This window comes from Variovorax sp. S12S4, from assembly GCF_023195515.1.
GTDB lineage: Bacteria > Pseudomonadota > Gammaproteobacteria > Burkholderiales > Burkholderiaceae_C > Variovorax.
Window position 1 is genome coordinate 2,917,112 of record NZ_JALPKR020000002.1, and the last position, 26,761, is coordinate 2,943,872.

General features: G+C 65.9%; 20 protein-coding genes and 1 pseudogene. 14 read left to right on the forward strand and 7 right to left on the reverse strand.

Features of this window, described 5'->3' with window-relative positions; all coding sequences use genetic code 11:
- The first annotated feature begins 94 nt into the window (after positions 1-94).
- Positions 95-901, forward strand: a complete 807-nt coding sequence (locus M0765_RS14405; protein ID WP_258504277.1) for an SDR family NAD(P)-dependent oxidoreductase — start codon at positions 95-97, stop codon at positions 899-901.
- Here M0765_RS14405 and M0765_RS14410 read toward each other — a convergent pair whose 3' ends face one another.
- Positions 902-1,861 carry a LysR family transcriptional regulator gene (locus M0765_RS14410; RefSeq protein WP_126745424.1) on the reverse strand — a complete coding sequence of 320 codons (960 nt, stop codon included), beginning with the start codon at positions 1,859-1,861 and terminating at the stop codon, positions 902-904.
- 137 nt (positions 1,862-1,998) lie between these two features.
- On the opposite strand from M0765_RS14410, the gene M0765_RS14415 reads away from it, so the two are divergent.
- From M0765_RS14415 to M0765_RS14460, 10 genes and pseudogenes are all read left to right on the forward strand, one after another.
- Entirely contained in the window at positions 1,999-3,450 is a 1,452-nt protein-coding gene (locus M0765_RS14415) for an aldehyde dehydrogenase family protein (RefSeq protein ID WP_258504278.1), read from the forward strand.
- A 48-nt stretch (positions 3,451-3,498) separates the two neighbouring features.
- Positions 3,499-4,464, forward strand: a complete 966-nt coding sequence (locus M0765_RS14420) for an ABC transporter substrate-binding protein (protein WP_258504279.1) — start codon at positions 3,499-3,501, stop codon at positions 4,462-4,464.
- 12 nt (positions 4,465-4,476) lie between these two features.
- Complete coding sequence (gene chvE / locus M0765_RS14425; protein WP_258504280.1) at positions 4,477-5,547, forward strand: multiple monosaccharide ABC transporter substrate-binding protein; 1,071 nt, start codon at positions 4,477-4,479, stop codon at positions 5,545-5,547.
- Between the two features lie 8 nt (positions 5,548-5,555).
- Positions 5,556-7,112, forward strand: coding sequence for a multiple monosaccharide ABC transporter ATP-binding protein (mmsA, locus tag M0765_RS14430; RefSeq protein ID WP_258504281.1), 1,557 nt, complete (start codon positions 5,556-5,558; stop codon positions 7,110-7,112).
- Complete coding sequence (gene mmsB, locus M0765_RS14435; RefSeq protein WP_258504282.1) at positions 7,099-8,313, forward strand: multiple monosaccharide ABC transporter permease; 1,215 nt, start codon at positions 7,099-7,101, stop codon at positions 8,311-8,313. Before mmsA ends, mmsB begins: the two co-directional genes overlap by 14 nt.
- A gap of 4 nt (positions 8,314-8,317) precedes the next feature.
- The gene (locus tag M0765_RS14440; RefSeq protein WP_258504283.1) at positions 8,318-9,838 is read left to right on the forward strand and encodes a sugar ABC transporter ATP-binding protein; all 1,521 of its coding nucleotides are present in this window, start codon (positions 8,318-8,320) and stop codon (positions 9,836-9,838) included.
- Between the two features lie 143 nt (positions 9,839-9,981).
- On the forward strand, positions 9,982-11,016 hold the full coding sequence (locus M0765_RS14445) for an ABC transporter permease (protein WP_258504284.1): 1,035 nt from the start codon (positions 9,982-9,984) through the stop codon (positions 11,014-11,016).
- The gene (yjfF, locus tag M0765_RS14450; RefSeq protein ID WP_258504285.1) at positions 11,013-12,056 is read left to right on the forward strand and encodes a galactofuranose ABC transporter, permease protein YjfF; all 1,044 of its coding nucleotides are present in this window, start codon (positions 11,013-11,015) and stop codon (positions 12,054-12,056) included. Before M0765_RS14445 ends, yjfF begins: the two co-directional genes overlap by 4 nt.
- Before the next feature lie 46 nt (positions 12,057-12,102).
- Positions 12,103-13,852 (forward strand): annotated as a pseudogene (locus tag M0765_RS14455) (IlvD/Edd family dehydratase).
- Positions 13,853-13,858: 6 nt separating this feature from the next.
- Positions 13,859-14,776, forward strand: coding sequence for a dihydrodipicolinate synthase family protein (locus tag M0765_RS14460; RefSeq protein ID WP_126745434.1), 918 nt, complete (start codon positions 13,859-13,861; stop codon positions 14,774-14,776).
- Between the two features lie 28 nt (positions 14,777-14,804).
- On the opposite strand, the gene M0765_RS14465 is transcribed toward M0765_RS14460, so the two are convergent.
- The 5 genes from M0765_RS14465 to M0765_RS14485 form a co-directional block, all read right to left on the reverse strand.
- Positions 14,805-15,059, reverse strand: a complete 255-nt coding sequence (locus M0765_RS14465) for a hypothetical protein (RefSeq protein ID WP_012746204.1) — start codon at positions 15,057-15,059, stop codon at positions 14,805-14,807.
- A 175-nt stretch (positions 15,060-15,234) separates the two neighbouring features.
- Complete coding sequence (locus M0765_RS14470) at positions 15,235-15,777, reverse strand: hypothetical protein (RefSeq protein WP_258504286.1); 543 nt, start codon at positions 15,775-15,777, stop codon at positions 15,235-15,237.
- A gap of 79 nt (positions 15,778-15,856) precedes the next feature.
- Entirely contained in the window at positions 15,857-16,264 is a 408-nt protein-coding gene (locus M0765_RS14475; RefSeq protein ID WP_258504287.1) for a hypothetical protein, read from the reverse strand.
- 153 nt (positions 16,265-16,417) lie between these two features.
- The gene (gene cphA, locus M0765_RS14480; RefSeq protein WP_258504288.1) at positions 16,418-18,985 is read right to left on the reverse strand and encodes a cyanophycin synthetase; all 2,568 of its coding nucleotides are present in this window, start codon (positions 18,983-18,985) and stop codon (positions 16,418-16,420) included.
- 13 nt (positions 18,986-18,998) lie between these two features.
- Positions 18,999-21,242 carry a cyanophycin synthetase gene (locus tag M0765_RS14485; protein ID WP_258504289.1) on the reverse strand — a complete coding sequence of 748 codons (2,244 nt, stop codon included), beginning with the start codon at positions 21,240-21,242 and terminating at the stop codon, positions 18,999-19,001.
- A 139-nt stretch (positions 21,243-21,381) separates the two neighbouring features.
- On the opposite strand from M0765_RS14485, the gene M0765_RS14490 reads away from it, so the two are divergent.
- From M0765_RS14490 to queC, 3 genes are read left to right on the forward strand one after another with little or no spacing between them, the layout of a single operon-like run.
- Complete coding sequence (locus M0765_RS14490; RefSeq protein WP_258504290.1) at positions 21,382-23,661, forward strand: cyanophycin metabolism-associated ABC transporter; 2,280 nt, start codon at positions 21,382-21,384, stop codon at positions 23,659-23,661.
- Complete coding sequence (locus M0765_RS14495; protein WP_258504291.1) at positions 23,661-24,137, forward strand: cyanophycin metabolism-associated DUF1854 family protein; 477 nt, start codon at positions 23,661-23,663, stop codon at positions 24,135-24,137. Before M0765_RS14490 ends, M0765_RS14495 begins: the two co-directional genes overlap by 1 nt.
- Before the next feature lie 57 nt (positions 24,138-24,194).
- Positions 24,195-24,923, forward strand: a complete 729-nt coding sequence (gene queC / locus M0765_RS14500) for a 7-cyano-7-deazaguanine synthase QueC (protein ID WP_258504292.1) — start codon at positions 24,195-24,197, stop codon at positions 24,921-24,923.
- On the opposite strand, the gene M0765_RS14505 is transcribed toward queC, so the two are convergent.
- On the reverse strand, positions 24,881-26,668 hold the full coding sequence (locus tag M0765_RS14505; RefSeq protein WP_258504293.1) for an ABC transporter ATP-binding protein/permease: 1,788 nt from the start codon (positions 26,666-26,668) through the stop codon (positions 24,881-24,883). The genes queC and M0765_RS14505 overlap by 43 nt on opposite strands.
- Positions 26,669-26,761 lie beyond the last annotated feature (93 nt).

Here is a 26,761-nt window from a genome sequence, read left to right on the forward strand (position 1 = left end):
TTCGTTGTCTCGGGTCCTTGACGCGGCGGATCGTATCAAGGCATATTGATAATAGAAATCAAAGTTTATGGCATTAACTGATATTGATTTTGCAATGTCACAGCCAAGCCCGGAGACACACACCTTGACGGATTCCCAGAAGTTATCGATTCACCCCAGCCTGAAGGGGCGCGCCGTGTTCGTCACCGGCGGCGGCAGCGGTATTGGCGCGGCCATTGTTGCCGCCTTTGCCGCGCAGGGCGCGCGCGTGGCGTTCATCGACATTGCCGAAGGCGCCAGTGCAGCGCTGGCGCAACGGATCGCCGACGAAGGCCATGCGGCGCCGTGGTGGCGCGCCTGCGACGTGCGCGACATCGTCGCGATGCAGAAGGCCATTGCCGATGCGGCCGCCGAGCTGGGCGACTTTGCCGTGTTGGTCAACAACGTGGCAAGCGACGACCGCCACACGCTGGAATCGGTCACGCCCGACTACTACGACAACCGCATGGCCATCAACGAGCGGCCCGCGCTGTTCGCCATTCAGTCGGTGGTGCCGGGCATGCGGCGGCTGGGCTTCGGCTCGGTGGTCAACCTGGGCTCGACGGGCTGGCAGACCAAGGGCTCGGGCTACCCCTGCTATGCCATTGCGAAGTCTTCGGTTAACGGCCTCACGCGCGGCCTGGCGGTGGACCTGGGCAAGGACCGCATCCGCATCAACACCGTGTCGCCCGGCTGGGTGATGACGGAGCGGCAGGTTCAGCTGTGGCTGGACGACGAGGGCGAGCAGGCGCTCAAGCGCAACCAGTGCCTGCCCGACAAGCTCATGCCGGAGGACATCGCGCGCATGGTGCTGTTCCTCGCGTCGGACGACGCGAAGATGTGCACCGCGCAGGAGTTCACGGTGGACGCGGGCTGGACCTGATCAGTCCATTTCGAGCTTGCGGCCGTAGACGCTGAAGCTCGCGGTCTTCAGCGCCTTCATCATCACCTTGGCCGCGGGCGAGAGCAGCCGGTCGGTGCGCGTGATGATGCCGAAGGCGTCCATGTGGCAGGGCATGTCCAGCGGCAGCAGCGACACGATGCCGTGCGCGGCGTAGTAGCGCGCCACGTCGCTCGCGAGCACGGCCACCATGTCGCTTTGCTGCAGCATGCGCGTGATGAAGAGCAGGGCCGAGCTCTCGATGATGTTGCCCGGCGGTGAAAGGCCTTCCTCCTGGAACATCAGCTCGAAGCGGTGGCGCAGCACGCTGCCCGCGGGCGGCACGATCCAGCCGGCGCCCACCACGTCGCGCAGCGTGAGGCTGCTCATGCCCAGCAGCGGATGGCCGGGGCGCACCAGTGCGCACACCGGCTCCTCAGCCAGCGCCTCGTACCGCAGTTGCGACTTGTCGTGCTCGGCGAACAGCCGCGCCACCAGGATGTCGAGCTTGCCTTGCTCGAGCCGGTCGATCAGCACCGCGCTGGTCTCGATCTCGAGCGACACGCGCAGGTCGGGCTGTTCGCGCTTCACCATGGCCACCGCGGGCGGCATCAGCGTGAGACCCGGCGCGGTGATGGCGCCCACGCCCACCTGGCCGAAGCGGCCCGCCTTGAGCGCGGTGAGTTCGTCGTGCGCCTGGTTCAGGCTGGCCAGCGCCACGCGGGCGTGGCGGATCATGGTTTCGCCGTACCAGGTGGGGCGCATGCCGCGCGGCAGCCGGTCGAACAGCGGCACCTCCAGCACGTCTTCCAGGTCTTTCAGCAGCTTGGAGGCCGCGGGCTGGGTCATGTTGAGCACCTGCGCCGCGCGGTGGATGTTGCCTTCCTCCGCCAGCGCCACCAGCAAAAGCAGCTGCCGCGTCTTAAGGCGGGCGCGGATGAACCAGTGGTTGTAGTTGGTCATTTGTTATTGAAACTTTGGGCTGCCGGGTTTTCCAGAATCCAGCGATTGATATGCATTTTGTCGAAAAAATGATTGGATTGATATCAATTCTGTTTCTAGACTCGCGGCACTTCAAGAAAACGAGAGGCAGAAGCGCGGTGATCCACGGCGAGCTTCATCAGAGCGTGCGGCAGTACATCAATGGCCGCTGGGAAACCAGCGCGACCACGGGTGTGAGCGCCAATCCTTCGGACACCAGCGAAGTGGTGGCCGAATACGCGCGCGCCGATCGCCGGCAGGTCGAGTTCGCGATTCGCGCGGCTGCCGACGCCTTTCCGCACTGGAGCCACAGCACCCCGCAACGCAGGGCCGACGTGCTCGACCGCATCGGCACCGAGCTCTTGGCGCGCCGGGACGAGTTGGGTTTGCTGCTGGCGCGCGAGGTCGGCAAGACCTTGCCGGAAGCCGTGGCTGAAGCCACCCGCGCCGGCCAGACCTTCAAGTTCTTTGCGGGCGAGGCGATGCGCGGCGGAGGCGAGAACATGGCCTCGCTGCGCGCCGGTGTGCAGGTCGACGTCACGCGCGAACCAGTGGGCGTGGCGGGGCTCATCACGCCCTGGAACTCGCCGCTCGCGGTGCCGGCCACCAAGATTGCGCCGGCGCTCGCGCACGGCAACAGCGTGGTGTTCAAGCCGGCCGAACTGGTGCCCGCCTGCGGCTGGACGCTGGCCGAAATCATCAGCCGCGCCGCATTGCCGGCAGGCGTTTTCAACCTGGTGATGGGCAGCGGCCGGGAAGCCGGCCAGGCGCTGGTCGACAGTCCGCTGGTCGATGCGGTGAGCTTCACCGGTTCGGCGCGCAACGGCGAACGCATTCTCCAGGCGGCCACCTCGCGGCGTGCCAAGGTGCAGCTCGAGATGAGCGGCAAGAACGCGCTCGTCGTGCTGGCCGATGCCGATATCGATCACGCGATCGACTGCGCGGTGCAGGGCGCCTACTTTTCCAACGGACAGCGCTGCACGGCGTCGAGCCGGCTCATCGTCGAGGCCGCCGTGCACGACATCTTCGTCGCGCGGCTGCACCAGCGGCTCAAGACGCTGAAGATCGGCCATGCGCTGGAGCGCGGCGTGGACATAGGGCCGCTGGTCGACGAAGAGCGGCTTGCGCGCAGCCTGGCCTGGGTCGAGATTGCGAAAGAAGAGGGCGCCGAGCATGTGTGGGGCGGCGAGCCGCTCAAGCGCGCCACGGCCGGCCACTACATGAGCCCGGCGCTCTTTCTGGCCAGGCCCGAGCACCGCATTGCGCGCGAGGAAATCTTCGGCCCGGTGGCCTGCGTGCTGCGCGCCGCCGACTACGACGAGGCGCTGGCGCTGTGCAACGACACGCCCTCGGGCCTGAGCGCGGGCATCTGCACCAACTCGCTCAAGCACGCGATGCATTTCAGGCGCCATGCCGAAGTGGGCATGACGATGGTCAATCTGCCGACCGCGGGGGTGGACTTCCACGTGCCCTTCGGCGGCCGCAAGGGGTCGGGCTACGGGCCGCGCGAACAAGGGCGCCACGCCGCGGAGTTCTACACGACGGTCAAGACCGGCTTCATGCGGGCCTGACCACCACGGACGGTTTTCAACAAGCACTTAGAAAGAAGGAGACAAGCCATGAAACTCAATCGCCGCACCCTCAATATCGCGCTCGCCGCAGCTTCGCTCGGTGGGCTTCTGCCTGCCACAGCACTGGCGCAGAAGAAAATCGTGCTGGGCTTCAGCCAGGTTGGCGCCGAGAGCGAATGGCGCACCGCCAACACCGAGTCGATCAAGGCTTCCGCCAAGGAAGCGGGCATCGAACTCAAGTTCTCCGACGCGCAGCAGAAGCAGGAAAACCAGATCAAGGCCATCCGCTCGTTCATTGCGCAGAAGGTCGACGTCATCGCCTTCTCGCCGGTGGTTGAGTCGGGCTGGGAAACCGTACTGCGCGAAGCCAAGGCCGCGAAGATTCCGGTGGTGCTGACCGACCGCGCCGTCAACACCAAGGACGACTCGCTCTACGTGACCTTCATGGGATCCGACTTCGTGGAAGAAGGCCGCAAGGCGGGCCGTTGGCTGGTCGAGAAGATGAAGGACCAGAAGGGCGAGGTGAACATCGTCGAGCTGCAGGGCACCGTGGGCTCCGCCCCGGCCATCGACCGCAAGAAGGGTTTTGAAGAAATCATCAAGGCCGACCCGAAGTTCAAGATCGTGCGCTCGCAAACCGGCGACTTCACGCGCGCCAAGGGCAAGGAAGTGATGGAGGCTTTCCTCAAGGCCGAGGGCAAGAAGATCAACGTGCTGTACGCACACAACGACGACATGGCGATCGGCGCGATCCAGGCCATCGAGGAAGCAGGCCTGAAGCCGGCCAAGGACATCACGATCATCTCGATCGATGCCGTCAAGGGCGCGTTCGAAGCCATGATTGCCGGCAAGCTGAACGTGTCGGTCGAATGCAGCCCGCTGCTCGGGCCCCAGCTGATGAGCGCTGTGAAAGACATCAAGGCCGGCAAGGCGTTGCCCAAGCGCATCGTGACCGAAGAAGGCATCTTCCCCATGGAAGTGGCCGCTAAAGAGTTTCCCAACCGCAAGTACTGAGAGCAAGCACCCATGAAACGCAACTTCCTCAAGGCCTCGCTCGCAGGCATCGCGCTGGCCGTTGCCGGCATCGCACCGCTCGCGCATGCGCAGGACAAGGGCCCGATCGCCATCTCCATGCCCACGAAGTCGTCGGCCCGCTGGATCGCCGACGGCGCCAACATGGTCAAGTACTTCAAGGAAAAGGGCTACAAGACCGACCTGCAGTACGCCGACGACGACATTCCGAACCAGCTCGCGCAAATCGAGAACATGGTCACCAAGGGCTCGAAGGTGCTGGTCATCGCGGCCATCGACGGCTCCACGCTGTCCGACGTGCTGCAGAAAGCCGCCGACAAGGGCGTGAAGGTCATCGCGTACGACCGGCTCATCAAGGGCTCGAAGAACGTCGACTACTACGCCACCTTTGACAACTTCCAGGTGGGCGTGCTGCAGGCGCAGTCGATCGAGTCGGCGCTCGGCCTGAAGAGCGGCAAGGGTCCGTTCAACATCGAGCTGTTCGGTGGCTCGCCGGACGACAACAACGCCTTCTTCTTCTATAACGGCGCGATGTCGGTGCTGGACCCGTACATCAAGAGCGGCAAACTGGTGGTGCGCAGCAAGCAGATGGGCATGGAAAAGGTCGGCACGCTGCGCTGGGACGGCGCGGTGGCGCAGTCGCGCATGGACAACCTGCTGTCGGCCTACTACACCAAGGACCGTGTGGACGCGGTGCTGTCGCCGTACGACGGCCTTTCGATCGGCATTCTTTCGTCGCTCAAGGGCGTGGGCTACGGCTCGGCTTCGCAGGCGATGCCCATCGTCTCGGGCCAGGACGCCGAGATTCCTTCGGTCAAGTCGATTCTCCGCAAGGAACAGACCTCGACCGTGTTCAAGGACACGCGCGAGCTGGCGAAGGTCACGGTGGCCATGGTCGACGCGATGCTCTCGGGCAAGACGCCTGAAGTGAACGACACCAAGACCTACAACAACGGCGTCAAGGTGGTGCCTTCTTACCTGCTCAAGCCGGTGAGCGTGGACGGCGCCAACTGGAAGCAGGTGCTGGTCGACAGCGGCTACTACAAGGAAAGCCAGGTCAAGTGAAGAGCGGCATGGAAGCGGACTCGCGCAGCATCCTCGAGATGCGCGGCATCACCAAGACATTTCCCGGCGTGAAGGCGCTGAGCAATGTCAACTTGGCGGTGCGCGCGGGCGAGATCCATGCCGTGGTCGGCGAGAACGGCGCGGGCAAGTCGACGCTCATGAAGGTGCTGAGCGGCGTCTACCCGTGCGACTCGTACACCGGGGAGATCCACTTCGAGGGCGAGCTGCGCCGCTTCAAGAGCATTGCCGACAGCGAGAAGCTCGGCATCATCATCATCCACCAGGAGTTGGCGCTGGTGCCGCTGCTGTCCATTGCCGAGAACATTTTTCTCGGCAACGAAATCACGCGCGGCGGCGTGATCGACTGGTTTGCCGCCTATGGGAAGACGCGCGAGCTGCTTGCCAAGGTGGGCCTGAAAGAGCTGCCGACCACGCTGGTGACCGACCTCGGCGTGGGCAAGCAGCAGTTGGTCGAAATTGCCAAGGCGTTGGCGAAAGAGGTGAAGCTGCTGATCTTGGACGAGCCCACCGCCAGCCTCAACGAGAACGACAGCGACGCATTGCTGATGCTGCTGCTCGAGCTGAAGCGCCAGGGCATCGCGTCGATTCTCATCTCGCACAAGCTCAACGAAATTGCCAAGGTGGCCGATTCGATCACCGTGCTGCGCGACGGCGCCACGGTCGAAACAATGGACTGCCGCAACCAGCCAATCAGCGAAGACCGCATCATCCGCGGCATGGTCGGCCGCGACATGGCGCACCGCTATCCGCAGCGCCATCCGAAGGTCGGCGAAACCGTGTTCGAAGTGCGCGACTGGCGCGTGCACCATGCGCTGCATGCCGACCGCGAGCAGATCAAGGGCGTGAACCTGCATGTGCGCCAAGGCGAAATCGTCGGCATTGCGGGCCTCATGGGCGCGGGGCGCACCGAGCTCGCAATGAGCGTGTTCGGCAAGTCCTACGGCCAGCGCATCAGCGGCACGGTGCTGATGCACGGCCAGCCGGTGGACGTGGGCACGGTGCGCAAGGCCATCGACCAGGGCATTGCCTATGTCACCGAGGACCGCAAGGGCCTGGGGCTGGTGCTGGAAGAAGACATCCGCAAGAACGTGAGCCTGGCCAACCTGGAAGCGGTGTCGAGTTCGATGGTGATCGACGACGCGCGCGAATTCAAGGTTGCGAGCGACTACCGCAAGGCGCTCAACATCCGGTCTTCGGGCGTGGAGCAGCTGGTGGTCAATTTGTCGGGCGGCAACCAGCAGAAGGTGGTGCTCAGCAAGTGGCTCTTTACCAAACCCGAACTTTTGATCCTCGACGAGCCCACGCGCGGCATCGACGTGGGCGCCAAATATGAGATTTACACCATCATCGACCAGCTCGCGAGCGAGGGCAAAGGCATTCTCATGATTTCTTCCGAACTGCCGGAACTGCTAGGCATGTGCGACCGCATCTATGTCATGAACGAGGGCCGTTTCGTGGCCGAATTTACGGCCGCCGAGGCTTCGCAGGAGCGCATCATGCATGCCATCGTGAGCGCGGGGAGTTCTGTCCATGTCCCAGCCTGAAGTCAACGCGGCGGTGAACGCCGCTGTCCCTGTCGCAGAGGGCCCGAAGCTGCACGCCGGCTTCCTGAAGAACAACCTGCGCGAATACGGCATGCTGATCTCGCTGGTCGCGATCATGGTGCTGTTCCAGGTGCTGACCGACGGCACGCTGCTGCGGCCGCTCAACCTGACCAACCTGCTGCTGCAGAACAGCTACGTCGTCATCATGGCGCTGGGCATGCTGCTGGTGATCGTGGCGGGGCACATCGACTTGTCGGTGGGCTCGGTTTGCGGTTTCATCGGCGCGCTGGCGGCGGTGCTGATGGTGGAGTACGAATGGCACTTCGTGCCCACTGCCCTCATCAGCATTGCAGCGGGTGCGGTCATCGGCGCGGCGCAAGGCTGGTTCGTCGCATTCCGCAAGATTCCGTCGTTCATCGTCACGCTCGCGGGCATGCTGGTGTTCAAGGGGCTCACGCTGGCATTGCTCGCCGGGCAGTCGGTCGGGCCGTTCCCGGTCGAGTTCCAACGGCTGAGCTCGGGCTTCATTCCCGATCCGCTGGGCGGCGACACATTGCGCACCACCTCGCTGGTGGTCGGCGCATTGGCCGCGGCGGCGCTGGTGTTCTTCAAGCTGCGCGGTCGCGCAAAGCTCGCGGCGCACGGCATGGAAACCGAGCCCTATGTGTTCTTCCTTGTGAAGAACCTGTTCTTCGCGGCCATCATCCTGTTCTTCAGCTACCTGCTGTCGACCTACAAGGGCCTGCCCAACGTGCTGATCGTGATGGCGGTGCTGATCGTGGTGTACGACTTCGTCACCAACCGCACCACCATCGGCCGGCGCATCTACGCGCTGGGCGGCAACGAAAAGGCGGCACGGTTGTCGGGCGTGAAGACGCAGCGCCTCGCATTCCTGACCTTCGTGAACATGGGCGCGCTCGCCGCGCTCGCGGGCCTGGTGTTCGCGGCGCGGCTCAACACCGCCACGCCCAAGGCCGGCCTGGGCTTCGAGCTCGACGTGATCGCGGCCTGTTTCATCGGCGGGGCTTCGGCCTCGGGCGGCGTGGGCCGGGTGATGGGTGCGGTGATCGGCGCCTTCATCATGGGCGTGATGAACAACGGCATGTCGATCCTGGGCATCGGCATCGACTACCAGCAAGTGATCAAGGGACTGGTGCTGCTGGCTGCGGTGTTCATCGACGTCTACAACAAGAACAAGTAAGCGCATGACGGACGGCAGCATTTCACCCGTGCTCGAACTGCGGGGCATCCACAAGCAGTTCGGCGACATTCCGGTGCTGCGCGATGTGCAGCTGCGGCTCTACCCGGGCGAGGTCCATGCGCTGATGGGGCAGAACGGTGCGGGCAAGTCGACGCTGATCAAGGTGCTGACGGGCGTGCTGCCTTCAAGCGCCGGGGAAATACGCCTGGACGGGCAAGCCATTCATCCCGCATCGCCGCTCGAAGCGCAGAAGCTGGGCATCAGCACGGTTTACCAGGAGGTCAACCTGTGCCCGAACCTCTCGGTGGCCGAGAACGTGTTTGCGGGACGTTATCCGCGCTGCGGTGCGGCGCAGGGCTTTCGCATCGACTGGGCGGCCGTCAACCGGCGCGCCGCGGAACTGCTGGCGCGCATCGGGCTCGACATCGATGTGACCCGGCTGCTGTCGAGCTACTCGGTGGCGGTGCAGCAGCTGGTGGCCATTGCGCGTGCGCTGGGTGTTTCGTCGAAGGTGCTGATCCTCGACGAGCCGACCTCGAGTCTTGACGACGACGAAGTGGAGAAGCTGTTCGAGGTGCTGCGGCGCCTGCGCGGCGAGGGCCTGGCCATCGTCTTCGTGACGCACTTTCTGAACCAGATGTACGCGGTGTCCGACCGCATCACGGTGCTGCGCAACGGCAACTGGGTGGGTGAGTGGCGTGCCGCGGACCTGGGACCGCAAGCGTTGATTGCCGCAATGCTGGGGCGGGAGCTCGCGGCCCAGTCGGCCCGACCCGCTGCGCTGCCGGCGTTCGATGAAGCGGCGCCCGCTTTGCTGCAGGCCGAAGGCCTCGGGCAAGCCGGGCAGCTGCAGGCCACCGATTTGCGCGTGCGTGCCGGTGAGGTGGTCGGCATTGCGGGCCTTCTGGGCGCCGGCCGCACCGAGCTCGCGCGCCTGCTGTTCGGGCTCGAGATGCCCGACCGCGGCGTGCTGAAGATCGACGGACGGACGGTCAGCTTTTCGAACCCGGCGGACGCGGTTCGCGAAGGGCTGGCGCTGTGCCCCGAAGAGCGCAAGACCGACGGCATCGTGGCCGAGTTGTCGGTGCGCGAGAACATCGCGCTCGCGCTGCAGGCGCGTCTGGGTGTGCGGCGCTTTCTGCCGCACGCCGAACAGACCGCGATGGCCGAGCGCTTCGTCGCCTCGCTGGGCATCAAGACCGCGAGCGTGGAAACACCCATTGGCCTGCTTTCGGGCGGCAACCAGCAGAAGGCGATGATTGCGCGCTGGCTCGCAACCGAGCCGCGCCTGCTGATCCTCGATGAGCCCACACGCGGTATCGACGTGGCGGCCAAGCAGGAAATCATGGAAGAAATATTGCGGCTCGCACGCGCGGGCATGGCGGTGATCTTCATTTCTTCCGAAATCAGCGAGGTGGTGCGCGTGGCGCATCGCATCGTGGTGCTGCGCGATCGCAAGAAGGTGGGCGAGTTGCCGGGCGGTTCGATCGAGGACGAGGTCTACGAAATGATTGCAGCAGCATGAGCACCCTTTTGACTTTCTCCCTCCCTTTCCGGGGAGGGCAGGGGTGGGGGCACAGCGGCCTTCGATTGAATGCTGCTGGCTCGCGAGCGCCGTCTGCCCCCATCCCAACCTTCCCCGGGAGGGGAAGGAGCAAGGCAGAACACATGACGCGCCTCTCTACTTTCATGCGCCACCGCCTGGCCTGGCCCATCGTCACGCTGCTGCTCCTGCTTGCAGTGAACACAGCCTTCAACGCCAGCTTCCTGCACCTCGAGTGGCGCGACGGCCATCTCTACGGCAGCCTGATCGACATCGTGAATCGCGCGGCACCGCTGGTGCTGGTGTCGCTGGGCATGACGCTTGTCATTGCCACGCGCGGCATCGATATTTCGGTAGGCGCGGTGGTCGCCATTGCGGCGGCCGTGGCGGCCTGGATGATCGGAGGCTCGGTGGCAAGCGACGTGAGCCGCTTTCCGATGTGGCTGGCCATCCTGGCCGCCCTTGGCGTTGCTTTGGTGTGCGGCCTGTGGAACGGCCTGCTGGTCGCCAAGGTCGGCATGCAGCCGATCATTGCGACGCTGATCCTCATGGTGGCGGGGCGCGGCATTGCGCAGCTCATTGCCGACGGGCAGATCATCACGATCTACTACAAGCCGTTTTTCTTCCTTGGCAGCGGCTATCTGCTGGGCCTGCCGTTCTCTCTGTTCATCGTGGCGGCGGTGTTCGTGCTGCTGTACCTGGCCATCACGCGCACGGCACTCGGCCTGTTCATCCAGGCGGTCGGCATCAACCCGACCGCGGCGCGCGTGGCTGGCGTGCAGGCGCGGCGGCTCATCGTTGGGGCGTATGCGTTCTGCGGCGTGTGCGCGGGCATCGCGGGGCTCTTGATCAGTTCCAACGTCAAGAGCGCGGACGGCAACAACGCGGGTCAGCTGCTGGAGCTCGACGCCATCCTGGCCGTGACGCTGGGTGGCACGGCGCTCACCGGCGGGCGCTTCAGCCTCATGGGCAGCGTGATCGGCGCATTGATCATCCAGACTCTGACCTATGCCATCTACTCGCTGGGCGTTCCGCCGGAGATCAATCTCGTCGTGAAAGCCGTGGTGGTGTTCGCGGTAATGCTGCTGCAGTCGCCGGAATTCAGGTCGGAAGTGCGGTCGCTGGTGCAGCGGCCGGCGCATGAAGGGGAACGGGCATGAGCGCGGTGATCGAAGCGGCTGCACCCTCACCCCAACCCTCTCCCACCAGTGGGAGAGGAGGAGGGAGAGGGGGCAGGGCAGGGCTCAATCCGAAGTACTTGCCGCTCACGGCAACCATCTCGCTGTTCATGCTGATGGCCACGCTGGGGTCGGTGTTCTACGACGGCTTCTTTTCGGCGCAGGTGTTCCTCAATTTGCTGATCGACAACGCCTTCCTGATCGTCGTAGCCGTGGGCATGACCTTCGTGATTCTTTCGGGCGGCATCGATCTTTCGGTGGGCTCGGTGATTGCGCTCACCACGATGGTGTCGGCCTCGCTGGTCGAGAAGCACGGCTGGAGCCCTATGGTGGTGATTCCGCTGGTACTGGCCATGGGCACGGCCTTCGGCGCGTTCATGGGCCTGCTCATCGAGCGCTTCCGGCTGCAGCCCTTCATCGTCACGCTCGCGGGCATGTTCCTGGCACGCGGCCTTTGCTACCTGATCAGCATCGATTCGATCAGCATCACCAACGAGTTCTATTCGGAGGTCTCGCAGATCCGCATTCCCATCTGGGGCGAGGCTTCGCTGTCGATCAGCGCGGTGATCGCCGTCGTGGTGCTGCTGGCCGCGGTGTTCATCGCGCACTGCACACCTTTCGGCCGCGCGGTGTACGCCATTGGCGGCAGCGAGCAGTCGGCCATGCTGATGGGCCTGCCGGTGCGCTCCACGCTCATCGGCGTCTACACGCTGTCTGGCTTCTGCTCGGCGCTGGCGGGCGTGATCTTCACCTTCTACATGCTCTCGGGCTACGGCCTGCACGCGCTGGGGCTGGAGCTCGATGCGATTGCGGCAGTGGTCATCGGCGGCACGCTGCTCACGGGCGGCGTGGGCTATGTGGCGGGCACGCTCTTCGGCGTGCTGATGCTCGGAATCATCCAAACGCTGATTTCATTCGACGGCACGCTGAGCTCATGGTGGACGCGCATCGTGGTGGGTGCGCTGCTCTTCGTGTTCTGCCTGCTGCAGCGCTTCTTCACTTCGCGGGCGCCCCGGCGCTGACGCGTTCTTCCTTTTCTCTTTTCTCTCGCTTTCAGGAAACTTCCGCATGTCGGACCAAACTCCCAAGAAGAAGCTTCGCTCGACCGAATGGTTCGGCTCGGCCGACAAGAACGGCTTCATGTACCGCAGCTGGATGAAGAACCAGGGCATACCGGACCACGAGTTCGACGGCCGGCCGATCATCGGCATCTGCAACACGTGGTCAGAGCTCACGCCCTGCAACGCGCACTTCCGCAAGATTGCCGAGCATGTGAAGCGCGGCATCTCCGAGGCGGGGGCTTTCCGGTCGAGTTTCCGGTGTTCTCGAACGGTGAATCGAACCTGCGGCCCACCGCCATGCTCACGCGCAACCTTGCGAGCATGGACGTGGAAGAAGCCATTCGCGGCAACCCGGTCGATGCGGTGGTGCTGCTCACGGGCTGCGACAAGACCACGCCCGCACTGCTGATGGGTGCGGCAAGCTGCGACATTCCCGCCATCGTCGTCACGGGCGGGCCGATGCTCAATGGCAAGCTCGAAGGCAAGAACATCGGCTCAGGCACGGCGGTGTGGCAACTGCACGAGTCGCTGAAGGCCGGCGAGATCAACTTGCACCAGTTCCTTTCGGCCGAAGGCGGCATGTCGCGCTCGGCGGGCACCTGCAACACCATGGGCACGGCCTCGACCATGGCCTGCATGGCCGAAGCTCTGGGCACCTCGCTGCCGCACAACGCGGCCATTCCGGCGGTCGATGCGCGGCGCTATGTGCTTGCGCAGATGTCGGGCATGCGCGCGGTCGAAATGGCAAAGAGGGCCTCACGCTCTCGAAGATTCTCACGCGCGAGGCTTTTGAAAACGCTATTCGCGTCAATGCGGCGATCGGCGGTTCGACCAACGCGGTGATTCACCTGAAGGCCATTGCGGGGCGCATCGGCGTCGAGCTCGAACTGGAAGACTGGACGCGCATCGGCAGCAACACGCCGACCATCGTCGACCTGATGCCCTCGGGCCGCTTCCTGATGGAAGAGTTCTATTACGCCGGCGGCCTGCCTGCGGTGCTGCGGCGCCTTGGCGAAGCCGGCCTGCTGCCGCACCCCGGCGCGCTCACCGTCAACGGCCAGTCGATCTGGGACAACGTGCGCGAGGCACCGAGCCTCGATGACGAGGTGATCCGGCCGTTGGACAAGCCGCTGATTGCCGATGGCGGCATTCGCATCCTGCGCGGCAATTTGTCGCCGCGCGGCGCGGTGCTCAAGCCATCGGCCGCCTCGCCTGAATTGCTGAAGCACCGCGGCCGTGCCGTGGTGTTCGAGAACCTCGAGCACTACAAGGAACGCATCGTCGACGAAAGCCTCGAGATCGACGCCAGCTCCGTAATGGTGATGAAGAACTGCGGCCCCAAGGGCTACCCCGGCATGGCCGAAGTCGGCAACATGGGCTTGCCGCCCAAGCTGCTGCGCCAGGGCGTGAAGGACATGGTGCGCATTTCGGATGCGCGCATGAGCGGCACGGCCTACGGCACGGTGGTGCTGCATGTGGCGCCCGAAGCGGCCGACGGCGGGCCGCTTGCGGCGGTGCGCGACGGCGACTGGATCGAGCTCGATTGCGACGCAGGCCGGCTGCACTTGGACATCAGCGACGAAGAGCTGGCGGCACGCCTGGCATCGCTTTCGAGCAAGGACGCACAGCCCATGAGCACGCGCGGCGGCGGCTACCAGAAGCTCTACGTCAACCACGTGCTGCAGGCCGATGAAGGCTGCGACTTCGACTTTCTGGTGGGCTGCAGAGGCTCCGCCGTTCCCCGTCACTCACACTGATCCAACATGACTCCCAGATACCGCGGTATTTTTCCGGTGGTGCCGACCACCTTCACCGAACAGGGCGCGCTCGACCTCGAAAGCCAGAAGCGCTGCGTCGATTTCATGATCGATGCCGGCTCCGACGGCCTGTGCATCCTGGCCAATTTTTCCGAACAGTTCGTGCTGTCCGACGAAGAGCGCGAGGTGCTTACGCGCACGATGCTGGAGCACGTGAACGGCCGCGTGCCGGTGATCGTGACGACCACGCACTACAGCACCAAGGTGTGCGCCGAGCGCAGCCGGCGCGCGCAGGACATGGGCGCGGCCATGCTGATGGTGATGCCTCCCTATCACGGCGCCACGTTCCGTGTGCCCGAGCCGCAGATCTTCGAGTTCTACGCCGGTCTGTCGGATGCGGTGAGTATTCCGATCATGATCCAGGACGCGCCGGCGAGCGGCACGGTGCTGTCGGCGCCGTTCCTCGCGCGCATGGCCAAGGAGATCGAACACGTCGCGTACTTCAAGATCGAGACGCCCGGCGCGGCCTCGAAGCTGCGCGAGCTGATCCGCCTTGGCGGCGACGCCATCGAAGGCCCGTGGGATGGCGAGGAAGCCATCACGCTGATGCCCGACCTCGATGCCGGCGCCACTGGCTCGATGACCGGCGGGGGCTACCCGGACGGCATTCGCCCGATCATCGAGGCACACCGCGCCGGCGACCGCGACAAGGCCTTTGCGCTTTACCAGCAGTGGCTGCCGCTCATCAACTACGAGAACCGGCAAGCCGGCCTCCTGGCCTGCAAGTCGCTCATGAAGGAAGGCGGCGTGATTGCCTGCGAGGCACCGCGGCATCCTTTGCCGGCAATGCACCCGGACACGCGCGCAGGGCTGATCGAAACCGCGAAACGGCTCGATCCGCTGGTGCTGCGCTGGGCGCGCTGAAGAGAAAAGACGTGAAAGAGAAGGGCGCTCAGCTCTTCTCGAGTTCGCTGACCTGCAGCGAGAGGTCGAACAGCTTCGACTTGCTCGCGTAGTAGCGGTCGAGCCGCCATTCCTTCAGGATATCCATGGCGAGCTCGAAGCTCTTGTAGTCAAGGCTGTAGAGCGTGACCAGCTCGAAACTGCGTTCGGATTCGAGCGCCAACACGAGCTGGGCCAGGATCTTGGCCGATTCGTTGGCCGGGTCCGTTTCTATGAATCGGCGAGCGACCTTGATGGCATTCATGGGAAAGGTTTCCTCGGTAGGCAGAGACCGAGAACTATAGCTAGCAGCCCGCCGTGCTTTATGACAGTCGTGTGACAAGCGGGGTCATCGCAGCGTGCGCGGGCCTGGTGTATGTAGCCCGTCGCCGCATCGAAAGGCAGCGACGGGTGCCGCAGCTGCCGACCTCAGCGCTGCATCAGCGTGCGGGCAGCGGCGCCGGCTGCATGGGCGCGATTGGCGTCATGGGAGCCATCGGCGCGATCGCCGGAGCCGGTACGCGTGAAGGCGCGGGCACTGGAGCCGGCATCACGGCAGGAGCCGGCATCACGGCGGGGGCGGGCATCACGGCGGGGGCGGGCATGACCACGGTGGTGACCGATTCGCGGATCACGCCGCCGCCCATCACGCTGCCATCGACAGCGCCGCGGGTGTTGCCGCTGCCGCCAAGCACGCGTGCTTCGCAGTCGGCGCGATCGGCGGGCGGCTGCAGTCCGCACCGCGCGAGCGCGTTGCGCTGGTAGTCGGGCGCGCTGGTCAGGCCGCCCCGGGCGGCTTCCTGGCGTGCGGCGCCGGCTTCGCGAATGCAGGCGGCCCGGTCTTGCTGGTTGTGCCCGCAGACCGCGATCTCCTGCTGGTAGGTGGAATCGCCGCGACGCGGCTGCGCCGAGGCCGATGTGGCCGCGGCAATACCGCCCACGGCAATCAGGGCGGCAATCATCGAACGTGCTGTGCTGTTCATGGTGTGCTCCTCTAAGTGGCGTGAAACGAAAACTGTTCGACAGGCTGCTTCAAGCCAGGTTCCACGCGTGGATGGCTGCTCAGCGCGAAGGCGCGGCAGGTTGCGGGGGCAGGGGTGTCACGGTTTCGCGGATGACGCCGCCGCCCATTACGCTGCCTTCAGTGGTGGTGCGTGCGCCGCCCTGCAGGCGGGCTTCGCAATCGGCGCGGTCGGCAACCGGCTGCTCGCGGCAGCGCGCCATGGCATTGGCGTCTGCCCGGCCCGGGCCCACGTTGGTCAGGCCATTGCGCTGCGCTTCCTGCCGCGCGGCACCGGCCTCGCGAAGACATGCGGCGCGGTCCTGCTGGACGCCGTCGCACACGGCGCGCTCCTGCTGCGCGCGTTCCGCGGAACCGGGCGCCTGGGCCAGTGCCGGGGCAGTTATGAAGAAGCTGCTTGCTGCAAAAAGCGCGGCAGCAGAAAGGGTGGAACGAACTGTTGTTGTCATCGGGTGCTCCTGGTTGAGGCGCGCCCTCCGAAAGCGCGACCGGAGCAACAGTGTGGTCCGGCCGCCCCCTAAGGGGTGTGGGACTGCAGAGACAGCAGCCCCGGCCAGACTCGCCGATGCGTGTGGGACGTGTCCGGCACCCCCGGGCCGGGATCAGCCCGCTGCGATGCGCTGTGCCAGGTGTGCGAGCGCTTCTTCGACCTGGTCGACCAGGATCAGCGACAGGTCGCCGGGTTGCAGCCGCGCGAGCGCGGTGTCGATGGCAACGAACTCCCCGCGGATCTCGTCGATGTAGCGCGTGCGTGCCGCGCCTTGCAGGCCCTGGCGCAGCAGCGCCATCACCTCGCCGTCGGCACGGCCGCGCTGGGCTGCGTCCTGGTAGAGGATCACGTCGTCGAAAGCCTGGCCCAGGATGGCCGTCTGGTCGCGAATGTCGGAATCGCGCCGGTCGCCCGCGCCGCTGATCACCACCGAGCGTTTGTTGGCCGGCATGGTGTCCACGGCCGACACCAGCGCGCGCATGGCGTCGGTGTTGTGGCCGTAGTCGGCAATCACCGTGGCGCCGCGGTAGTCCATGACGTTGAACCGCCCCGGCACGCCGGCCGCGTCGTTCATGAAACTTGCGAGGCCGCTGCGAATGGTGTCCCAGTCCAGGCCCACGGCCCACGCCGCGGCCACCGAGGCCATCACGTTGTCGACCTGGAAACCGATGGTGCCGTTGCGCGTGATCGGCACGTCGCGCAGCGCAATGCGCTCGCGCCACGAGCCCTCGGCCGCCACCAATGCGTCCTGGTCGACGTACACCGTGCGCTTGCCTTGCGCGCGGTGCGTGGCCATGACCGGATGCTGGCGGTCGGCGGTGAAGAAGATCACGTGGCCGGGGCAGCCGGCGGCCATGGCGGCCACGTTGGGGTCCGCGGCGTTGAGCACCGCATAGCCATCGGTCGCCACGTTGCGGACGATCACGCGCTTGAGCACCGCCAGGTCTTCGACCGTGGTGATGTAGTTCAGGCCCAGGTGGTCGCCGCTGCCGATGTTGGTGACCACGGCCACCTGGCAGCGGTCGAAGCCGAGGCCTTCGCGCAGTACGCCGCCGCGCGCCACTTCGAACACGGCCGCATCCACGTCGGGGTGCATGAGCACGTTGCGCGCGCTCTTGGGGCCGCTGCAATCGCCGCTGTCGGTCTGGCGGCCGTCGACGTACACGCCGTCGGTGTTGGTCATGCCGGTGCGCAGGCCGCTCGATGCGAGCAGGTGGTTGATGAGGCGCGCCGTGGTGGTCTTGCCGTTGGTGCCTGTGACGGCCACCACGGGAATGCGGCCGTCGTCGCCGGGGGCGAAGAGCGTGTCCACGATGGCCTCGCCGACCGCGCGGCCGCGGCCGAAGGAGGGCGAGATGTGCATGCGCAGGCCGGGCGCGGCATTCACTTCGACCACGCCGCCGTGCTGCTCTTCGAGCGGACGCAGCACGTTCTCGCACACCATGTCGACGCCGCAGATGTGCAGGCCCACCATCTGCGCCGCATCGACGGCGCGCGCGGCCACTTCGGGGTGCACGGTGTCGGTCACGTCGGTGGCGGTGCCGCCGGTGGAAAGGTTGGCGTTGTTGCGCAGCACCACGCGTTCTCCGCGCGCGGGCACGCTCTCGGGCGTGAGGCCCTGGGCTTCGAGCCGTCCGATGGCGATGTCGTCCAGGCGAATCTTGGTGAGCGAGGTGGCATGGCCTTCGCCGCGGCGCGGGTCGAGGTTCACTGCGTCGACCAGCTGGCGCACGGTGGAGCTGCCATCGCCGATCACGTTCGGTGGATCGCGTCGCGCGGCGGCCACGAGGCGGTCGCCCACCACCAGGAGGCGGAAGTCGAAGCCCGGCAGAAATTTCTCGACCATGACTTCGCCGTACGCTGCGGCCGATTCGTAGGCGGCCGTGAGCTGCTCGCGCGTCGTGATGTTGACCGTGACGCCCTTGCCCTGGTTGCCGTCCTGCGGCTTCACCACCACCGGCAGGCCGATTTCCATGGCCGCGGCCCAGCCGTCGTCGGCGTCGGCCACCGGCCGGCCCAGCGGCACGGGCACGCCGGCGGCATTGAGCAACTGCTTGGTGAGTTCCTTGTCCTGCGCAATCGATTCGGCCACGCCGCTGGTGCTGTCGATTTCGGCCGCCTGGATGCGGCGTTGCTTGGAGCCCCAGCCGAACTGCACCAGGCTGCCGCTGGTGAGGCGGCGGTACGGAATGCCGCGCGCCACGGCAGCATCGACGATGGAACCGGTGCTCGGCCCGAGCCGCTCCGATTCGTCGAGGTCGCGCAGTTCGGTGATGGCGGCGGAGGCGTCGAAGGCCGTGTCGGCCAGTGCGGCGGCAATCAGCTCTTCGGCCAGCGCGAGCGCGCGGCGCCCGACGGCTTCTTCGGTGTACTGGAAGGTGACCTGGTACACGCCTTCTTCCACCGTGGGCGAGGTGTGGCCGAAGTTGACGGCACAGCCGGCCTGCGCCTGCAGCGCCACGGCGGCGTTCTCGAGCACGTGCGCGAGTGCCAGCGGCTGGCCCAGCACCATCGGGTGCAGTTCGCCGATGGTGGGAAAGCGCGCACGCAGGCGGGCTTCGAAGCCCGGCAGCCGGCTGATGGCGTTTTCATTGCCTTCGCAGGCAACGACCGCTTCGATGGCGGTGTGGCGGCTCCAGAGATTGGGACCGCGCAAGGCGCGGATACGGGTAACTTTCATGGGGCGGCGCGCATCAGGCAAATTGGGGTTGGGACGAAAGCGGCTGCGTCTGCGAGAGCTGCAGCGAGGCCAGCGCCGCCTGCAGGTCGGCTTCGAAAGCCTCGACACCCGCACCGATGAGGTTCAGCGGAATGCCCAGCGCCCAGGCTGCGGCCACCGCGGCCAGCAGGCTCTCGAGGCTGACGCCCGCATGCGTGGCGCGCCAGACGGTCAGGCGGCCGAGGCCGGGCAGGAACGATTCGCTGCTGCCGGTGGCCAGCACCACGCGGTCTTGCCGCACCAGCACGGCCTTGCCGCCCGCGGCCTGGTGTGCGGTGAGGGCAGGCGCCTGCGGATCGGCGGCATACAGGATGACGGAGCCGTCGCACAGCGGCGCCAGGCCCGCCACGCGCGGATCGCCCGCGTTGAGCACGGCCGTGCCTTCGGCCAGAACCACGTCGACCTGCGTGCGCAGCACCTTGACCATCTGGTCGCTTTCGGTGATGTCGTAGTCGGCCAGCGCCTCGACGCCTTCCAGGTCGGTGACGATGCCCACTTCGCAGCGGTCGTACGCAAGGCCGTCGCGCAGGATCGTTTCGGCGCCGTTCTCGATGACGACGGCCTCCACCGCGCGGTTCACGAGCAGGCGGTGGCCGGCGTCCCAGTTGGCGCTGTCGCGTGCATCGACGCGGCGGCGCTCGAGGAACAGGCCGTCGCGGCAGGCAAGGCCGGTGTGGCGCCCGCCCAGGTTGATGACCCAGGCGACCAGCCGCGCAAGCACGGCGGTGCCTTGGGAGCCTGCAACGCCCACCACCGGAATACGGCCCGGTGCGTCGTTGGGGAACAGGTGGTCGCAAATCGCGCGGCCCACCGGGCGCGGCGAACCGACGGCCGGCTTCAGGTGCATCAAGAGGCCGGGGCCGGCATTCACTTCGACGATGGCGCCGCGCTGCGGGCCGAGCGGCTTGCCGATGTCTTGCGCCACGAGGTCGATGCCCGCAATGTCGAGGCCCACCACGCGCGCGGCCAGCACGGCCGCATGCGCCACTTCGGGATGGACCTGGTCGGTGCAGTCGTTGGCCATGTTGCCGTTGCGCTGGATGGTGACCACGCGGCCGGCGGCCGGCACGGAAGCACCGTCGAGCTCCTGGCGCTTGAGCTCGAGCTGCAGCTTGGCGTCGGTGGCCAGCACGATCAGGTCGAGCGGGTACTCTTCTTCAGCGCCGCGGCGCGGATCGCTGTTGAGCTGCTTTTCGATGAGTTCGGCCACGGTGCTCTTGCCGTCGCCCGTCACGGTAATGATCTCGCCGCGCGCGGCCGCCACCACTTCGCCGCCCACCACCAGCAGGCGGTGTTCATGGCCGCGAATGAAGCGCTCGACCATCACATCGCTGCCTTCGGGCTCGGCCACCGCGAAAGCGGCCATGACTTCTTCGCGCGTGGTGAGTTCGAGCGACACGCCGCGGCCGTGGTTCGCGTCCGATGGCTTCACGACCACCGGCAGGCCGATGTCTTCGGCGGCTTCCCAGGCTTCTTCGGCGCTGGCCACCACCTGGCCTTCGGGCACCGGCACGCCGCAGCTGGCGAGCAGCGACTTGGTCAGCTCCTTGTCGCTGGCAATCGATTCGCCGATGGCACTGGTGTAGTCGGTCTCGGCGGTCCAGATGCGCTGCTGGTTGGCGCCGTAGCCCAGCTGCACCAGGTTGCCGCTGTTCAGCCGCATGTGCGGAATGCCGCGGTCCGTGGCTGCGGACACGATGGCCGCGGTGCTCGGGCCCAGGTAGCAGTCTTCGACCTTGGCCTTGACCGCATCGACCGCCTTTTGCACGTCGGCGGCGGTGAACGGGTCGTTGTTGATGGCCGTCATCAGCAGGCGGTGGCCTTCGGCGAGCGCCACCCGGGCCACCTGCTCGTCGCGCGCGCGAAACACCATGCGGTAGACGCCGTGCTCCGAGGTGCTGCGGGTTTGTCCGAAACCGGTCGGCATGCCGGCCAGGTTCAAGAGCTCGATCACCACGTGTTCGAGCACGTGGCCAGACCAGGTGCCTTCGGTCAGCCGCTGGATGAAGCCGCCGCGTTCGCCCACGCCGCAGTGGTGCTCGATGAGCGCCGGCAGCAGGGTCGTCAGGCGGTCGGTAAACCCGTCGATCTTGTTGGAGGGGTAGTCTTCCAGCTGGCCCAGGTCGAGCCACACTTCGAGCACCGGACGGTAGGTCCAGAGGTTGGGGCCGCGCAAATAGTTGATGCGCAGCAGGCGGATGTCGTCGAAACGGGTCATGCAAACGTTCGATGTGCTTTGGCCGAGCACCACGGCGCCTTCAAGCGCGCCCATGGCAATCGGTCAGAATCGGCGCCCGACAAAGGACGCCATGACGCGGTCCCTGAGGCCCGCGACGGGCAAGAGTCAAAGAAACACAATGCAACATCACGATCCAGTCGGCACCCGGGAGGGCGAAACAGAGGCGGCATCAGACGCGCTGAAAAGCCGGCTCGCTGCCGCGGAAAACGTTCTGGTCACATTCCCGGTTGACCTCGACGAAGAACTTCTGTTTACGTTTGGCCTCGTGGCCCTGACCGACCGGCGGCTGATGGCGCTGCAACCGGGCGGGCAATGGTGTGAGTGGTCACTAGCTGATGAGTCACTGGAACTGTATCTCAACGACCATTCAGGCGTTGGAACCCTCGATCTGATCGGGGCCAAGGGCCGGCTGGCGCGCTGGCGCTACACCTTGGCCAACCAGCCCGCGGCGCTGCGGCTGCTCAAGCTGTTCGGCCAGCGAGCGGACGGCGTTGTCGCCGAGGCGACAGCGGAGCCCGATGGCGACGACCCGGCCGCCGCCGACGCCGAGCTGCAGACGCCGCCTTCGACCTGGGTGCTGCTGCGCCTGGGCCGCTTTGCCAAGCCTTACCGCAAGCAGCTGATCGCGGGTTTCTTCCTGACCCTGATTTCGACCGCCGCGACGCTGGTGCCGCCGTACCTGACCATCCCGCTGATGGACGACATCCTGATTCCGTTCCAGAACGGGCAGAAGATCGATCCCTCGCGCGTGGCGCTGTACCTGAGCGGCCTGCTCGGGGCGGCGCTGGTCGGCTGGGGCCTGGGCTGGGCGCGCACCTATCTGCTGGCGTTGGTGTCGGAACGCATTGGCGCCGACCTGCGCACCACCACCTACGAGCACTTGCTGACGCTGCCGCTCGACTATTTCGGCGGCAAGCGCACGGGCGACCTGATGGCGCGCATCGGCTCCGAAACCGACCGCATCAACGTGTTTCTCTCGTTGCACGCGCTCGACTTTGCCAACGACGTGCTGATGATCGTGATGACCGCGGTCATCCTCGTGTCCATCAACCCGCTGCTGGCGGTGGTCACCTTGGTGCCGCTTCCCTTCATCGCCTGGATGATCCACGTGGTGCGCGACCGGCTGCGCACGGGCTTCGAGAAGATCGACCGCGTGTGGTCGGAGGTCACCAACGTGCTGGCCGACACCATTCCCGGCATTCGCGTGGTCAAGGCCTTCGCGCAGGAGCGCCGCGAAGCCGAGCGCTTTCGCATTGCGAACGTCTACAACCTGCAGGTCAACGACAAGCTCAACCGCACCTGGTCGCTGTTCACACCCACCGTGTCGCTGCTGACCGAAATCGGCCTGCTGGTGGTGTGGGGCTTCGGCATCTGGCAGGTGGCGCGCGGCAGCATTACCGTGGGTGTGCTCACCGCCTTCATCGCGTACATCGGCCGTTTCTACACGCGGCTCGACTCCATGAGCCGCATCGTCTCGGTCACGCAAAAGGCCGCGGCGGGCGCCAAGCGCATCTTCGACATCCTCGACCACGTGAGCAACGTGCCGGAGCCCGCCAACCCGGTGAAGATCGAGCGCGTGCAGGGCCGCATCGAAATGAGCGGGCTGGGCTTTCGCTACGGTTCGCGCGCGGTGATCCGCGACCTCGACCTGACCATCGAGCCGGGCGAGATGATCGGCCTGGTGGGCCACAGCGGTTCGGGCAAGAGCACGCTGGTCAACCTGATCTGCCGCTTCTACGACGTGACCGACGGCGCCATCAAGGTCGACGGCACCGACATCCGCCGTTTTGCCGTGGCCGACTACCGCCGCCACGTCGGCCTGGTGCTGCAGGAGCCGTTCCTGTTCTTCGGCACCATTGCGCAGAACATCGCCTACGGCAAGCCGGATGCCACGCGTGAAGAAATCGTGGCCGCAGCGCGCGCCGCGCATGCGCATGACTTCATTCTTCGCCTGCCGCATGGCTACGACTCGCTCGTCGGCGAGCGCGGCCAGGGCCTTTCGGGCGGCGAGCGCCAGCGCATCAGCATTGCGCGCGCGCTGCTCATCGACCCGCGCATCCTCATCCTCGACGAGGCCACTTCGGCCGTGGACACCGAGACCGAGAAAGAAATCCAGAAGGCGCTCGACAACCTCGTGCAGGGCCGCACGACCATTGCGATTGCGCACCGCCTGTCGACGCTGCGCAAGGCCGACCGGCTGGTGGTGATGGACCGCGGCGAGGTGGTCGAGGTCGGCCCGCACGACGAATTGATGGCGAAGCAGGGCGCCTACTGGCGGCTCTACCAGGCGCAACTGCGCCAGGCGGACGACGATGCGAGCGAAGGCGCTGTGGACGAACGCGCGGGCGCCCAACTGCCGTTGGTGAGCCATGCAGCGCATCCGGCGGGAGAGGCGTGATGAACGGCAACATTCCCGTCTTCAATCTCGAGCGCGATTCCTTCGGCCGCCTGGTGCTGACCGATGCCGAGGGCGAGCGCCACGTGGGCGTGACGCCTGTGCGGGCCTTTCCGCTCAGCGCGCCCGGCGAGGGCGTGTCGCTGGTCGGCGGCGAGGGCCGCGAGCTGGTCTGGATCGACCGCGTCGAGGTCTTGCCGGCGGAAACGCGCGCATTGCTCGAGCAAGAGCTGGCAGTGCGCGACTTTGCGCCCACGCTGCTGAAGCTGCATGGCGTGTCGAGCTTCGGCGTGCCCAGCACCTGGACCGTGAGCACCGACCGCGGTGAAACCACCTTCGTACTCAAGGCCGAAGAAGACATTCGCCGGCTCGAAGGCGGCGCGCTGCTGATTGCCAGCGCGCACGGCGTGCAGTTCCGCATTCCCGACGTGAAGGCGCTCGACCGCCCCTCGCGCAAGCTGCTCGAGCGCTTTCTCTAGCAGGCTGCGAAAATCGGGGCTTTTGTACCCGCGACGGCCCACCGCCGTCGAAGAGAAATGCCCCTGCACACCACCGCCCTCGTCCTGTTCTCCGGTGGCCAGGACTCGACCACCTGCCTCGCGGACGCGCTCTCCAAATACCAGCGTGTTGAAACGCTCGGCTTCGACTACGGCCAGCGGCACCGCGTGGAGCTCGACGTGCGCGGCACCATCCTTTCGAAAATGCGCGAGCGCTTTCCAGACTGGGCGCCGCGCCTGGGCGAAGACCACGTGCTCACGCTCGCCGCACTGGCGCAGCTCGGCGGCTCGTCGCTCACCGAAGAGGTGGCGTTCGAAATGCAGGCCGACGGCCTGCCCAACACCTTCGTGCCCGGCCGCAACCTGCTGTTTCTTACCCTTGCCGGTGCGCTGGCCTACCGCCGCGGCCTGCAGGTGATCGTCACCGGCGTCTGCGAGACCGATTTTTCGGGCTACCCCGACTGCCGCGACGACACCATGAAGGCGATGCAGCTCGCGCTCTCGCTCGGGCTGGAGCGCCGCCTGGTCATCGAAACGCCGCTGATGTGGATCGACAAGGCCGAAACCTGGCAGATGGCGCACCGCCTGGGCGGCGCGCCGCTGGTCGACCTGATCGTGGAAGAAACCCACACCTGCTACCTTGGCGACCGCGAACATCGGCAGGCTTGGGGCTACGGCTGCGGCGAATGCCCCGCTTGCGATTTGCGCAAGAAGGGGTGGGAGCGCTACGCGGCGGCGCCGCCTGCCGGCGTCACCTCCACGCGATAGCGCGCGGCGGCGCCCTCTGCTTCAGGCACCAGTGTCCAGCGCTGGGTGTGGAACTCGCCCACGGCTGCGCGGTGCGCAATGGAGACCATGGCGCCGTTTCGGCTGCGCACCATCTCCGAAAGCCGCTGATACAGCGTGTGCTCGGCCGGCCCGTCCAGCGCACTGCTGATCTCATCGGCGAAGATCCAGCGCGGTTTCTTCAGCAGCACGCGCGCTATCGCAAGCCGCTGCTGTTCACCACCCGAGAGCTTCTGGCTCCAGGCGTCACTGTCGTCGAGCCGGGCGGCCAAGTCGGGCAGCAGCGCGTCGGCCAGGGCCTGGCGCAGCTCGGCGTCGCTGTACTTGGCGGCGTCTTCGGGATAGGCCAGCGCCTGGCGTAGCGGTCCGTTGGGCACGTACGGCCGCTGCGGCAAGAACATTGCGTCCGCCGGCACCTGTACCTTGCCGCTTCCGAACGGCCAGATGCCCGCAAAGGCGCGGAACAGCGTGGACTTGCCGCTGCCCGATGGGCCCTGCACCAGCACGCTGTCGCCGGCAGCGGCCGAAAGGGCTGCATTCGCGAGCAGCGGCTTGCTGCCACCCGGCAGGCTCAGCGAGAGGCCGTCGGTGCGCAGCACTTCTGCATCGCTGCGTTCGAAGGCGTTCGTTTTCTCGGCATGCGCACGGATCGCGTCGTCGAAGCTTGTAAGGCGGTCGGCCGTCGCGCGCCACGAAGCCACGTTGTCATAGTTGTCAACGAACCAGCTCAGCGCGTCTTGCACCTTGCCGAAGGCCGACGAGATCTGCATCAGTTGCCCCAGCTGGATTGCGCCGCTGAAGAAGCGCGGTGCCGCCACCACGAACGGGGAGATCACTGCAGCCTGGCCAAAAAAGGCGGTGAAGGTCACGAGGTTCTTCTGCTGCTTGATGAGCGCGAGATAGTTGCGCAGCACCGCGCCAAAGCGCAGGTCGAGCTGCCCGCGTTCCACCGTCTCTCCCCGATCAAGCGCAATCGCTTCGCTGTATTCGCGCACACGCACCAGGTGGTGCCGGAAGTCGGCTTCGAAGCGCTGCTGGCGAAAGTTCAGCCCGATCAGCGGACGGCCGATGTAGTGGGTGATCACCGTGCCGACCACGCAGTAGACAAGTGCGAGCCAGACCATCGAGCCGGCGATCTCGTAGGTAGTGCCGCCGATCGGCAGCGCGGTGGTGCCCGACAGGCCCCAGAGAATGCCCACGAAGCTGATCAGCGTGACCACGGCGTTCAGCAGGCCCATCGAGAGTGTCATGGTCGCAGCCGTGAAAAGCTGCATGTCTTCCTGGATGCGCTGGTCAGGGTTGTCGGGCGTGGCGTTGTCGCTCTTGGCGTAGCGTGCGAGCTCGAGTTCGTAGAACGTGCGGTTGGCCATCCAGCGGCCGAGATAGTTGCGCGTGATCCAGGCGCGCCAGCGCAACTGCAGCAGCTGGGTCACGTAGAACTTGAGCACCTGCAGCGCGATATTGAAGAAGGCAAGTACGCAGAACACGCGGACTTCGCGCCAGAACACGACGGCATCCTTGTTCTGCAGGCCGTCGTAGAAGCGCCCATACCACTGGTTGAAAAGCACCAGCGCATAAACGTAGGCCAGGTTGAGAGCCACGATCGCCGCGAACATGAGCCGCGCACGCCACTTCTCCTCCGACCGGAAGTAGGGGGCCGCGAGCGCTAAGACGCGTCGCAGCACCTGGACGAAGGTTTTGGCGCGTTCGTTGACGGAAGGAGACATGCGGGGCTTTCCTCGGAGGCGCTTGCGCGCGGAGATCTTGAGGAAGCCATCGTAGACAAATTTCTTAAGCCGGCCTGAAGTCGCGCCCCCAGG

Coding starts and splice junctions, on each gene's coding strand:
- M0765_RS14405 (WP_258504277.1), top strand. CDS start 95: ATGTCACAGCCAAGCCCGGAGACACACACCTTGACGGATTCCCAGAAG.
- M0765_RS14410 (WP_126745424.1), bottom strand. CDS start 1,861: ATGACCAACTACAACCACTGGTTCATCCGCGCCCGCCTTAAGACGCGG.
- M0765_RS14420 (WP_258504279.1), top strand. CDS start 3,499: ATGAAACTCAATCGCCGCACCCTCAATATCGCGCTCGCCGCAGCTTCG.
- chvE (WP_258504280.1), top strand. CDS start 4,477: ATGAAACGCAACTTCCTCAAGGCCTCGCTCGCAGGCATCGCGCTGGCC.
- mmsA (WP_258504281.1), top strand. CDS start 5,556: ATGGAAGCGGACTCGCGCAGCATCCTCGAGATGCGCGGCATCACCAAG.
- mmsB (WP_258504282.1), top strand. CDS start 7,099: ATGTCCCAGCCTGAAGTCAACGCGGCGGTGAACGCCGCTGTCCCTGTC.
- M0765_RS14440 (WP_258504283.1), top strand. CDS start 8,318: ATGACGGACGGCAGCATTTCACCCGTGCTCGAACTGCGGGGCATCCAC.
- M0765_RS14445 (WP_258504284.1), top strand. CDS start 9,982: ATGACGCGCCTCTCTACTTTCATGCGCCACCGCCTGGCCTGGCCCATC.
- yjfF (WP_258504285.1), top strand. CDS start 11,013: ATGAGCGCGGTGATCGAAGCGGCTGCACCCTCACCCCAACCCTCTCCC.
- M0765_RS14460 (WP_126745434.1), top strand. CDS start 13,859: ATGACTCCCAGATACCGCGGTATTTTTCCGGTGGTGCCGACCACCTTC.
- M0765_RS14465 (WP_012746204.1), bottom strand. CDS start 15,059: ATGAATGCCATCAAGGTCGCTCGCCGATTCATAGAAACGGACCCGGCC.
- M0765_RS14470 (WP_258504286.1), bottom strand. CDS start 15,777: ATGAACAGCACAGCACGTTCGATGATTGCCGCCCTGATTGCCGTGGGC.
- M0765_RS14475 (WP_258504287.1), bottom strand. CDS start 16,264: ATGACAACAACAGTTCGTTCCACCCTTTCTGCTGCCGCGCTTTTTGCA.
- cphA (WP_258504288.1), bottom strand. CDS start 18,985: ATGAAAGTTACCCGTATCCGCGCCTTGCGCGGTCCCAATCTCTGGAGC.
- M0765_RS14485 (WP_258504289.1), bottom strand. CDS start 21,242: ATGACCCGTTTCGACGACATCCGCCTGCTGCGCATCAACTATTTGCGC.
- M0765_RS14490 (WP_258504290.1), top strand. CDS start 21,382: ATGCAACATCACGATCCAGTCGGCACCCGGGAGGGCGAAACAGAGGCG.
- M0765_RS14495 (WP_258504291.1), top strand. CDS start 23,661: ATGAACGGCAACATTCCCGTCTTCAATCTCGAGCGCGATTCCTTCGGC.
- queC (WP_258504292.1), top strand. CDS start 24,195: ATGCCCCTGCACACCACCGCCCTCGTCCTGTTCTCCGGTGGCCAGGAC.
- M0765_RS14505 (WP_258504293.1), bottom strand. CDS start 26,668: ATGTCTCCTTCCGTCAACGAACGCGCCAAAACCTTCGTCCAGGTGCTG.